Genomic DNA, 11794 nt, shown 5'->3' with positions numbered 1-11794 from the left:
TTAGATTTTGGGATAATCGGCAACAGTTTTTTCAGAAGTCACATTTCCAGTATGTTTCGTTGCAATTTTTTCAAAAAGAAGCACGTGCACCTCTTCGCCATTTTTGGTTTTCGGACAATGCTCTACGCCTTTTGGAACCACAATTATTTCACCTTCATTTATAATTTCAACGGAATTTCGAAAATGCATTTCCAAAGTTCCCTTTTGAACAAAAAATAGTTCGTCTTCTTCTTCGTGCTTATGCCAAACAAATTCATCTTTTAGTTTTGCTAAAAGTACTTGCATATCGTCCACGACCGCTATTTGATGTGGATGCCAATGATTTTTGAAAGTTGAAAACTTATTTTGAATATTGATGGTTTGCATGCCTATTCGTGCGGATTTGTTTGTGGATATGGAATCATATCTTTCTGAGAAAGACTGGCAATTTTATAATAATTTTTAGTTCCGTTGAATAAATATTCTACCACAGCTTGGTTAGTTTCCAACTTAAACGGGAAGTCTTTTGCAGGCGTATTTTGAGCTTCTTTCATTGGATCAGCATCCATAACCAGGTCGCGCTGATTAGAATTTAAAAGGTAGCCTACGTAATGATTGGGCTCCACCGTGGTATTTTTTGCTTTCAGAATCTGATTACGGAAATAGATATTCTGTATAACAACGTCAGGTTCAATTTCACTCAAAATGATATGCACGTTGGTACCCGAGCCACCGTCTTTTACCCCAGCAACCCAATCTTGAAAATAGGTTTCAGAAATTTTAAAAGGAGGGTTTTGGACAAGCGATTTTTGGTCGTTCGCAGTTTGAGTTCCGCCACAGTTCGTTAAGCTAAAAAGCAGTATGGGCAGCGTTAAAATTATGGCTATTGTTTTCATTTTTTTAATCATTCACGAAATTTACGAATAATATAGAACAATAAATGCATCGGTTTCAACTTGTACACCCAACTTTTTCTGAATAGTAAAAGGCTTAGCAATAAATTATAATTTATATGCAGCACCTAAAAACACTGCTACTCCGCTGGCGGCATCAACATTTAGTGTAATATTTTTGGCGTTGAAATACGGTAGCTGTAATTTTAAAAATAACTTTTCTCCAATTTTATAATGCGCGCCAGCACCAATATTATAAACCGTTAGCGCGCTATTTTGAATATATCCCTGCGTTTGGTCTTCAAATCCATAACCATAACCGAGCTGTGCAAAAACATTCCATTTTTCTTTATTCAAAACGTAATATTGAATAGACGGAATGAAGCCGTAGGAATGAATAGTGACATCGCTATTATTTTTAAAAAGAGTATTGTTTGAAGTGAAAAAACTTCCGGAAAGTGATGCATTTTTGAAAACGAAAAATTCAAAACTAACCAGTCCCAAAGCTCCGAAGTCGTCTTCATTATTTGTTGTAGTGGGATAGGGAGAAACCGATACGGAAAGTAACATTTCTCCTTTTTGGTTTTGGCCAATAGCGTTCACGAAAAGTAGAAGAGCGAATACAAAGAACAGTTTTTTCATTTGTGTAAAATTTTAATGAAGATACTTAAAATATTAAACCAAAAAAAAAGCCTCTCGTAAAACGAAAGGCTTTTCAAAATAAAATAATTTAGTACTATCCTGCCAATGCTTCGGCACCACCAACAATCTCTAAAATTTCGTTGGTAATTGCAGCTTGACGTGCTTTGTTATATTTCAATTTTAAGTCGTCGCGAAGTTCGGTTGCGTTGTCGGTTGCTTTATGCATTGCCGTCATACGGGCTCCGTGCTCACTTGCAGCACTATCGCGAAGAGCTTTGAATAATTGTGTTTTTAAACTCTTTGGAATCAAGGCTTCAACAATTTCTTCTTTTGAAGGCTCAAAAATATAGAAAGTGTCGTTAGTTTTTACTCCTTGACCTTCTATTTGTTTTGGAGGTAAAATTGGCAGAAACTGTTCTGTCATCACTATTTGTGTAGCAGCATTTTTGAAACTGTTGTAAACTATAACAATTTTATCATACTTCCCTTCTAAGAAAAGAAGCATTAATTTTTCAGCAATTGTTGCAGTATTATCAAAAGAAAGGTCGTCGAAAATACCGTTGTTATTTTCTAGTATCGTTCCCGTTTTCTTCAGAATATCGTTTCCTTTTTTTCCAAGGGTCATAAAATCTACTTGCTTGCCAGCATAAGTATTTGCAGCCAAGTTACGAGATTGTTTTATGATGTTGTTGTTAAAAGCTCCCGCCAAACCACGGTTACTGGTAATGGCAACCACTAAAATTTTGTTTACCTCGCGTTGTTCTGAATACTTGCTCCCGGAATCGGCATCAAGCGTAGCGCTTAGGTTTTGCAAAAGTTCTGTAAGTTTTTCAGAATAGGGACGCATTGCTGTAATGGCATCCTGAGCCTTTTTCAATTTTGCAGCAGAAACCATTTTCATGGCACTGGTAATCTGCATCGTTGAACCTACGGATGATATTCTGTTACGTATTTCTTTAAGATTCGCCATTTTTTTAATTATGTTACTCTGCGTTCTCTGCGCCTTTGCGGTAGTAAATAAAACCGCAATGGCGCAAAGGTCGCAAAGACTTTTTACTTCTTATACTTTGCTGAAAGTTCACTAGCAACAGTTGTCATTACATCTATTGCATCGTCAGTAAGTTTTCCTGCTTTTAAGTTATCCAAAGTATCTCTGTGCTTTACGTTAAGCATTTCAAGATAATCTCTTTCAAATTCTTTAATCTTATCAACTGGAACGTTACGCATTAGGTTTTTAGAACCTGCGTAGATAACTGCAATTTGATCTTCAACTGTGTAAGGATCATTTTCAGCTTGCTTTAATAGCTCTACGTTACGTCTTCCTTTTTCAATTACATTTAAAGTTGCCGCATCTAAATCTGAACCAAATTTTGAAAACGCTTCCAATTCACGGAAAGCTGCTTGATCCAGTTTTAAAGTACCTGCTACTTTTTTCATCGATTTAATCTGTGCGTTACCACCTACACGAGATACCGAAATACCTACGTTAATAGCCGGACGAACACCCGCGTTGAACAAATCTCCATCCAAGAAAATCTGACCATCGGTAATAGAAATTACGTTTGTTGGGATATACGCCGAAACGTCACCCGCTTGTGTTTCAATAATTGGAAGTGCAGTTAATGAACCACCACCTTTTACAATTCCTTTTAAAGAAGCAGGAAGGTCATTCATTTCTTTTGCGATTCCATCATCTGCAATAATTTTTGCAGCACGCTCTAATAATCTTGAGTGCAAGAAGAAAACATCTCCAGGATAAGCCTCACGTCCCGGTGGGCGACGAAGCAAAAGCGAAACCTCACGGTATGCTACAGCTTGTTTAGAAAGGTCATCAAAAACAATTAATGCTGGACGACCAGTATCGCGGAAGTACTCACCAATTGCAGCACCTGCGAAGGGAGCATAAACCTGCATAGGCGCAGGATCTGATGCGTTTGCAGCAACAATAGTTGTGTAAGCCATTGCGCCTTTTTCTTCTAAAACGTTTGCAATGTTTGCAACAGTTGAAGCTTTTTGCCCAATAGCAACATATATACAGTATACAGGTTTTCCTGCATCGTAAAATTCTTTTTGATTCAAAATAGTGTCGATACAAACGGTAGATTTACCAGTTTGACGGTCACCAATTACAAGTTCACGCTGACCACGGCCAACAGGAATCATTGCATCAATAGACTTAATACCAGTTTGAAGTGGCTCAGTTACCGGCTGACGGTAAATAACCCCAGGAGCTTTACGCTCTAATGGCATTTCGTAAGTTTCACCAGTGATTGGACCTTTACCATCGATAGGCTGACCTAATGTATTTACTACACGGCCAACAATTCCTTCACCTACATTAAGCGATGCAATACGTTGGGTACGTTTTACAGTAGAACCTTCTCTAATTTCTTTTGAAGGACCTAAAAGTACAATACCTACATTGTCTTCTTCAAGGTTCAATACAATACCTTCAAGACCACTTTCAAAGGCTACCAATTCGCCGTATTGAGCATTTGAAAGTCCGTATGCACGAACAATACCGTCACCCACGGTCAAAACAGTTCCTACTTCATCCAGGGAAGCAGTTGCTTCATAGCCTGTAAGTTGTTGCTTTAATATTGCTGATACTTCAGCTGGTTTTACTTCTGCCATTTTGATTTAGATATTAGATGCTAGATTTAAGACGTTAGACTAAACCTAATTTCCTTATTATATTGATTTACTGAATTCTCTTTTTAAATTTCCTAATTGGTTTGCGATACTTGCATTATACTGAATATCGCCAATACGAAGAATAAATCCTCCGATAATTTTAGGATCGGTTTCACTTTTCAATGTTACCTTTTCACTACCCGTTAATTCCTTAACTTTAGCCATTACCTTAGCTTCCATATCTGAAGTAAGAGGCACAGCAGTAATTACCGTAGCTGCTTTTACTCCTTGTTGGTCGTTGTAAATATCTACAAAGCTTTTTGCTACCTTGCTCAACAATGAAGTACGTTTATTAGCTACAAGTATATTAATAAGTGAATGTGTAGCTTCAGATTGTTCGTTGAAAATTTTCAACAAAGCGTTCTTTTTATCGTTGGCTTTAATAACCGGACTTTGAAGCACAGCTTGTAATTCACGGCTGTCTTCAATAGTTTTATAAACAGATTGCATATCGCCAAATAAAACAGCTTCTGTACTGTTTTCGTTTGCTTTCTGCAAAATTGCTTTCGCGTATCTTATCGCTGCTCTGCTCATTGGATATTAGTTTAATTTGGCTTCACCCAACATTTCATTTACAAGCTTCATTTGCTTATCGCTATCAGAAAGTTCGTGTTTTACCACTTTCTCGGCAATTTCTAATGAAAGGCTTGCCACTTGTTGTTTCAATTCAGCAATTGCAGCTTTCTTTTCGCTTACAATAGCGGCTTGTGCTTGGGCTACCATTTTATCAGCTTCAACTTTGGCATCTTCCTTAGCATCGGTGATCATTTTTGCTTTCAATTCACGAGCTTCTTTCATCATAGCTTCGCGTTCTGCGCGAGCTTCTTGAAGCAATTTTTCATTGTCAGCATGTAAGTTTTGCATTTCAAGTTTTGCCTTTTCGGCAGCTTCTAATGCATCGTTAATGGAAGTTTCGCGAGTTCTTACGGCACCCAAAATTGGTTTCCAAGCAAATTTTCGCAAAAGAATCAAAAGCAATAAAAATATGATGGTGGTCCAAAATATTAAACTCTCTGGTGCTACTATATTCATTTGATATAATTTTTTTTAAAATTTTTTCATTTAAAACAACATCTCGTGGCCAACCGCCACGAAATGTTGAATTTTAAAAATTAGGCAATCAATGCCACAACCACTGCGAAAAGTGCAACACCCTCTACAAGGGCCGCTGCAATAATCATCGCGGTTTGAATTTTTGCTGTAGCTTCTGGCTGTCTTGCGATCGCGTCCATTGCTGAACCACCAATTCTACCAATACCAATACCGGCACCGATTACGGCCAGTCCTGCTCCTACTGCTGCTAATGTTCCTGTCATAATTGAAACTTTTTAAAATAATTAAACAAAAATTAATGATGCTCCTCCACTGCTTGACCAATAAACAGCGCCGCAAGTAATGTAAATACATAAGCTTGAAGTGCAGCAACTAAAAGTTCCAGCACGCTCATGAAAAGTACAAATGCAATTGACACCGGCGAAATGGCGGCAGTTTCGAAAATAAAAATCAAGCCAACAAGGCTCAAAATTATGATATGCCCAGCAGTAATGTTCGCAAATAAACGAACCATAAGTGCAAAGGGTTTTGTAAACATCCCGATAATTTCTATCGGGATCATAATAGGGTATAATGCCTTTGGCACATCTGGCGTAAGGATGTGTTTCCAGTAATATTTATTTCCACTGAAAATTGTAACTACGAAAACAATAACAGCCATTACCAAGGTAAAAACGATGTTTCCAGTTACGTTTCCGCTAAAAGGGAAAAATGGAATAAGACCAATTAAGTTATTTAACCATATAAAGAAAAAGATGGTTAATAATAGTGGCATGTATTTTTGATATTTGCTGCCAATGTTTGGCACTGCAATCTCATCGCGCACGAAAAGAATTACTGGCTCTAAAAGCCCAGACAAACCTTTTGGCGCCTTTTTATTTTTCTTGTAAGAACGAGCTGCCCATCCAAAAACTATAAACAATAACAATGAAACAAAAAGCATTGAAAAAACGGTTTTTGTTATCGAGAAGTCTAACGGTCTGTCTTCGTAAAGAAAAGGACGTCCCATGGTACTGGTTGCCTCAAATTTCTCTTGATCGAAACGATCTGCGTAAAAAATATGCTCACGGTATTTAACGAAGCTATGTCCGTTGGCTTCTACTACTGTAGTACCACTATTATCGTGATGAAATTCCGACGATGGAAAAATGGTAAGACCATTTTCCGTCCAAAGTATTATAGGCAAAGCTAAAGTTATGGGATGCCCAGACCAGTCGGCAATATGAAATTCGTGCGAATCCCATACGTGACTATTGATCAATTCCTTCGGGTCAAATTTCCCACCACCCTCTTCTGGGTTTGGGTCCGATGCGGTACCTATAAAGGGCATCAATAAAAAAATAATTAATGCTAAGCTACCGATAAGTGTTTGAGTAAGCCTCATATGTTAATAACTATAAAAAATTGTGCTCGTTAAAATTTGTGCAAAAGTACAACTTTTAACGACAAAAAAAAGGGGGTAAGTGTGATTGTTTTATTTTTCTGAAATAAATTGAGACTACTTAAGTTGTAGATTGCTTTAAAAGCCTCAAAGCGAGAATGATCTCTATGAAAAGATAAATGAAATATGGGGTGAAAAAGGATATAAAATCTGGAATTTTTGATACATTTTCCATTTTTATAAGTGGAATTAAAAACACAATCGCGGCAACCATCTTTAATAAGATAAAGCCTAAAAAAGCGAAGCCAGTATAGTCTGGGGCCTTTTTACTAACAAGATAAAGTATTGACAGAATAATAAGTGTTACTACAAAATGAAACACATAAATGTTGAAAACGGAGTAAAAGAAGTTATAGCTATCAGAAATACTGGCAACCGCCCAATTCTGTATAAAATAGAGCAGCGCTGTAACTAAAATTAAAGTTGTTGGGATATAATAAAACCTATCTGATTTCAAATTTTTCAATCTTTATTATTCATATTTTGAAGTTGCTTTATCACAGCGTAGAGAGAGATAAAAACTCCTAGAAGCGAAAATATAATAGTATAAGCAGAATATTTATTTGGATAACTTTCGTCTAGTTTTTGGCCAATAAAAACTCCGATGCCAATGGTTACGCCCATCTGTACCGCAATACCAGAGAATACGGCCCATTTACGAAGGTTATTATTATCTGCCATTGGTACTTTTGGTATTTTAATTTTAAGAGTCTGCTACTCTTTTAATCTGCTGTTGACGTTCAAACGGATTTACTTTGGAAGTATCAACATTTGATTGATTAATTGTGGATACATTTTTTGGTTTGCCTCCTTGCATTACACAAGAAGCATTCATAGTAGCTCCTGGCTCTACAGACAATTTGCCTACAGTTACATCGCCTTCAATTATAGCTGTAGCTCTTAACGTGAGGGTTCCTGTTACTTGTAAATTTCCTTCAAATTTGCCTTCTATATCTGCGTTTTCACAGCTTAGCGTTCCTATTATCACTCCTGTTTTTCCTAAAACAACCTTTGACGGTGTTTTTACGTTACCTTCAATAGAACCATCAATTCTGAAAAATCCTGTAGAAGACACATCGCCTTTTAGTTTGGTGCCTTCATTGATTCTATTTTGAGCGGTTCCTGGTTCGGAAGTTATTCGTTTTTCTTTTTTATCGGAAAACATAGTAGTTGGTTTTTAATAAAGATTACTATTCTGTTATTCGGTTTGTCGAGGGCTGTTACTTGGTTACATCCTTCAGTAAATAATCGTCCAAGTTTTTGTGGATCTGAATGATTTTATAATTTGGAGTTGAAATCTCAAAGAAAGGATACTTAATTTTATACTCTTTCTTTTCTTTCAAAATATCGCCAAACCCTTGTGCGCCCAGCTTAGTGTTTAAACCGTGAACAATTACAAGTTTTGTTCCTGGCGTGTAGTAGTCAATAGAAGTTACCATATTTGTATAACGAAAATCTTCTATAGCCTTATCAAGCTTTTCTTTCAGCTTTTGCGCGGCTTCGCCTTCTTCACTGGTAAATTTATAAACCAGTTTCCAACTTTTTGAGTCTTCGTCTGGCGCAAAATCTTTCCCGGCTAAAAGAGGTAAAGTACTACTATAAATTTGCTGAGCCTGTTTACCTTCATCGCTATTAGGATAGTTGAGCGAAATAAAATTTAAAGCCTTTTTGTACGCTTCAAAACCTTGCTGACGAGCAATTGCAGTAGCTTTCAACAATTCAAATTTTGGCACAATATCATTGCCGTTATACACTATAATGAAATCATCACTCTTTTGAATTACATCTTCATATTTGGCAGCTTCAAACTCCTTATACAATTGTTTGTATTTAAACTCAGGGCTAGACTCATCTGTTGGCAATTGTGAATTTGGATTGCGAAGAATTTCCGCATAGCGCGTATCGGAGTGATTTGTTAGTACGTCATTTCTATATCTGTCTGCAGCCGATGAATTTTCTAAAGTTTCATAAATCTTAACCAGATTGTACTTTGCTGGAACAACCAATCGCTCTTCAGGATTAAAAGTTAGCAGTTTTTCAAGTCTGTTTATAGCACGATTATACTCTTTAAATTTTTCTTTATAAATCAATCCTAGTTGATAGTATGCAAAGTTTCTATCCTTTGCCAAACTATCAATAACCTTTTGTTCCGTTGGAATCTTGGATATATAAGTTTGTGGCTTGTAAAGTTCGTTTTCGGCAATCGTTGTTTCTTTGACCACCGCTACATCTTCTGTTATTAGCGAACTTCTTTTACTTGAAAGTCTCCAATTGTCTTCCAAATTTCGCTCTCCCCATGTTTTTCGGAATTCACCTTTACCATAAGCTACGGTAGAAGTATTGTAAAAATAGAAAGTGCTTCCTTTATTTGGGCCTGAAGCAGTTTTTCCCTTTTCATAAAATTCTTTATTGGCAATTTTTTCTTCAATTTTTATGGCAGCCAAAGAATCTTTTACCGCTTGTTCCTTCAACCTTGTTGTGAAATCTGTGAAAAATGCAAGCTGTTCAGACTCGCTCATTTTTGTTAGTTTTAGGATACTATCATTCGCGGTTGCAATTTCTTCGTACTTTATAACATCGTCTAAATTTTCACGCTTTTTCTTTATACGGCGCCACTGGCGGCTATTCTCTTGTAGAAAAGTGAGCGTGCTATCGTAATAAGCTCCGGCATTTCTATATTCCGCTGCATCAAAATTAATGAGTGCAAGGGTTTGGTAGTTTACAGACTGAAGAATTCTGTCCTGCTTGAAAGCTTTCAGCGATTTGTTATAATATTTTACCGCCGTTGCTATACTATCACTGTTATAATAATAATCTCCAAACTGATTGTAGATTTTATCTAAAAACGGTCGGTTTTCACGATTTTTTTCAAGGTCTTGTAATAGCTCTAAAAATGCAGTGCGATCTCCCTTTTCGTAGTCGAAGTTTTTTCCTCTTTCCAAATAGGCATTTATCATATAGATTCTAGAAGTCTTGCGGTTCATTGCTATAACCTCATCAAAAGCAACGTTGGCACTGTCTTTATCGCCTAAACGATTATAAAGCTGGCCTTTTATAAATGTGTACCTGCCTTTAAGTTCATCATCATTAACATTATCTGTTGCAATCTTAATATAATCCAGCGCTGGCTGTAATGAATCTAGATTTATAAAAGCCTGTGCCATCATTGCTGCACCTTCCGCGGTTTCTTCTTCTGTAAGATCGGCCTGATTAAACATTTTTTTGAGGTTTTCTATTGCGTAATCCTCATTTTTTAAACGAATGTTGGTCTTAGCCTTCCAAACCTTTGCAACATTTATGTTGTTACTGGTAGGATAACGATCTAAAATAAAATTAAAAGCATCTAAAGCAGGAATAAAACGGCCATCGTAGTAACGGGCTTTCCCGAGTAACATATAAGCTTCGTCTATTTGTGGATTATATTCCTTGCCATCTATATACATGGAATGTTTCTGAATAGCCTTCGCAGCTTTTTCTTCGGCGCGATTAAAGCCTCCTCCGCCTTGTTTATTGGCGCCGGGAGCTTTAGTTTCAGCTTCTTGAACATCAATGCGCTCTACAGGAAGTACTTCCCAGAAATTATCTCGGAATCCATAAGCTAATTGTGCTTTGGCTTCGGTAAAAGCCACGTCGCCATTGTAAAGCGTATTATATTCCGTACTAACCGCTTGTATATTGCGACTTAGGAAGGTATTTTTTTTTCGAGAACAAGCTGCCAAAAAAACAACAGCGAGAATAAATAGCGTAAATTTATATGTGCCTTTCATCTATATTTTATATCGATTATTGAAAGATGGAATTCGCTGTTCCACATTTTTTATTTGAATGAAAAGATAAGTCCTGGCTCATTTCAAAATGCTTTTGGTTTATATAATATTGTAACTTAAAAGGTTCTATTTTAGTATGTAGAATCACCATAGAGCGGTAAAAATACGTTTCTTTTTAATATCTGCTTAAAGAAACGTCGAAAAAATGCTTCACATTAAAGCCGTTGAAGCTTTGTTTCCTTGATTTCCTTCGTACTTTTGCAAAAAAATTTTACTATTATGAGCGACTCTCATACGCTTACCGTTTCCGAAGTGAAAAAAGAAACGCCAAACTCCGTTTCAATTACTTTCAATATACCCGAAAATTTAAAAACTGCATTTGCTTTTAAGGCTGGGCAGTATATTACTGTAAAACATCTTAAAGATGGAAAAGAACTTCGCCGCGCTTATTCTATTTGCTCTTCGCCAAAAAGTGGAGAAGTGAAAGTTGGGGTGAAAAGGGTAGAAAAAGGAACGTTTTCAGAGTATGCAAATAATGAACTAAAAGCTGGAGATACGTTAAAAGTGATGCCTCCCACGGGGAAGTTTACGCTGGAGCCAAATCTTAAAAATTATGCTGCTTTTGCCGCGGGAAGTGGAATTACACCCGTACTATCGTTGATAAAAAGCACTTTGGAAGAAATGTCGCAAAGTTCGTTTCTACTTATTTATGGCAATCAGACGAAAGAAGAAGCGATGTTTTATGACGAAATTGTTCAGTTACAGGATAAATACCCAAAGCGGTTTGATGTTGAATTCGTATTTAGTCGAGAAAAGGAAGGCGATGCACAATTTGGAAGAATAGGTCGTTCACTGGTTAATTTTTACCTGAAAAATAAATACCGCGACAGCTCTTTCGAATCTTTCTATCTCTGTGGTCCCGAAGAGATGATCGATGATGTTTCCGCTACCTTAAAACAAAATGGCATCAACTCAAAACAAATTCATCACGAGCTATTTTCTACTGCTGAAAAAGGACTTCTGGTTGAAAAGCACGATGGTTTTACGAGCATTACAGTAATTTTGGACGATGAGGAAGAAATATTTGAAATGTCGCAGACCAAATCTATTCTCGAAGCAGCATTGGATAAAGGTTTAGATCCACCTTATTCTTGCCAAGGCGGTATTTGCAGTACATGTATTGCGCGCTTAAAAGAAGGTAAAGCCGAAATGCGAAAAAACCAAATACTCACAGAAGCTGAAATCGCAGATGGTTTAATACTTACTTGCCAAGCGCATCCCACAACGCCAAAGGTTGTAGTGGATTATGATGATGTGTAGCTTCG

14 protein-coding genes are annotated in these 11794 nt (G+C 36.9%); 1 reads left to right on the top strand and 13 read right to left on the bottom strand.

All coding sequences use genetic code 11. The features are described from left to right. The 13 genes from AC3RVG_RS05320 to porW all read right to left on the bottom strand — a co-directional run bounded on the left by AC3RVG_RS05320 (position 1) and on the right by porW (position 10469). Entirely contained in the window at positions 1-366 is a 366-nt protein-coding gene (locus AC3RVG_RS05320) for a cupin domain-containing protein (RefSeq protein WP_489690405.1), read from the bottom strand. 2 nt (positions 367-368) lie between these two features. Beyond that, a complete protein-coding gene (locus AC3RVG_RS05315) occupies positions 369-875 on the bottom strand; it encodes a hypothetical protein (RefSeq protein WP_489690404.1) in 507 nt (168 codons plus the stop codon). A gap of 105 nt (positions 876-980) precedes the next feature. Next, positions 981-1514, bottom strand: coding sequence for a hypothetical protein (locus tag AC3RVG_RS05310; protein ID WP_489690403.1), 534 nt, complete (start codon positions 1512-1514; stop codon positions 981-983). A 94-nt stretch (positions 1515-1608) separates the two neighbouring features. Next, positions 1609-2484, bottom strand: coding sequence for an ATP synthase F1 subunit gamma (atpG, locus tag AC3RVG_RS05305; RefSeq protein ID WP_489690402.1), 876 nt, complete (start codon positions 2482-2484; stop codon positions 1609-1611). Between the two features lie 83 nt (positions 2485-2567). Then, on the bottom strand, positions 2568-4148 hold the full coding sequence (gene atpA / locus AC3RVG_RS05300) for a F0F1 ATP synthase subunit alpha (protein ID WP_489690401.1): 1581 nt from the start codon (positions 4146-4148) through the stop codon (positions 2568-2570). A gap of 57 nt (positions 4149-4205) precedes the next feature. Next, the gene (atpH, locus tag AC3RVG_RS05295; protein ID WP_489690400.1) at positions 4206-4742 is read right to left on the bottom strand and encodes an ATP synthase F1 subunit delta; all 537 of its coding nucleotides are present in this window, start codon (positions 4740-4742) and stop codon (positions 4206-4208) included. A gap of 6 nt (positions 4743-4748) precedes the next feature. Continuing rightward, positions 4749-5240, bottom strand: coding sequence for a F0F1 ATP synthase subunit B (locus AC3RVG_RS05290; RefSeq protein ID WP_489690399.1), 492 nt, complete (start codon positions 5238-5240; stop codon positions 4749-4751). 80 nt (positions 5241-5320) lie between these two features. Next, positions 5321-5524: an ATP synthase F0 subunit C gene (gene atpE, locus AC3RVG_RS05285; RefSeq protein WP_237601234.1), complete on the bottom strand. Its 204-nt coding sequence runs from the start codon at positions 5522-5524 to the stop codon at positions 5321-5323. Between the two features lie 32 nt (positions 5525-5556). Next, a complete protein-coding gene (atpB, locus tag AC3RVG_RS05280; protein WP_489690398.1) occupies positions 5557-6645 on the bottom strand; it encodes a F0F1 ATP synthase subunit A in 1089 nt (362 codons plus the stop codon). A 118-nt stretch (positions 6646-6763) separates the two neighbouring features. Then, the gene (locus AC3RVG_RS05275; protein ID WP_489690397.1) at positions 6764-7168 is read right to left on the bottom strand and encodes a DUF6168 family protein; all 405 of its coding nucleotides are present in this window, start codon (positions 7166-7168) and stop codon (positions 6764-6766) included. Next, positions 7165-7383: an AtpZ/AtpI family protein gene (locus tag AC3RVG_RS05270; protein ID WP_489690396.1), complete on the bottom strand. Its 219-nt coding sequence runs from the start codon at positions 7381-7383 to the stop codon at positions 7165-7167. The genes AC3RVG_RS05275 and AC3RVG_RS05270 overlap by 4 nt, the downstream gene beginning before the upstream one ends. A gap of 22 nt (positions 7384-7405) precedes the next feature. Beyond that, entirely contained in the window at positions 7406-7867 is a 462-nt protein-coding gene (locus AC3RVG_RS05265; RefSeq protein ID WP_489690395.1) for a bactofilin family protein, read from the bottom strand. A 55-nt stretch (positions 7868-7922) separates the two neighbouring features. Then, the gene (porW, locus tag AC3RVG_RS05260; RefSeq protein ID WP_489690394.1) at positions 7923-10469 is read right to left on the bottom strand and encodes a type IX secretion system periplasmic lipoprotein PorW/SprE; all 2547 of its coding nucleotides are present in this window, start codon (positions 10467-10469) and stop codon (positions 7923-7925) included. Between the two features lie 279 nt (positions 10470-10748). On the opposite strand from porW, the gene AC3RVG_RS05255 reads away from it, so the two are divergent. Further along, positions 10749-11789 carry a 2Fe-2S iron-sulfur cluster-binding protein gene (locus tag AC3RVG_RS05255; RefSeq protein ID WP_489690393.1) on the top strand — a complete coding sequence of 347 codons (1041 nt, stop codon included), beginning with the start codon at positions 10749-10751 and terminating at the stop codon, positions 11787-11789. Positions 11790-11794: the final 5 nt, after the last annotated feature.

It is taken from the genome of Aequorivita sp. IT1282 (assembly GCF_058068205.1).
Note: the sequence above shows the minus strand (reverse complement) of the source record. Positions and strands in the feature narration are given on the sequence as shown.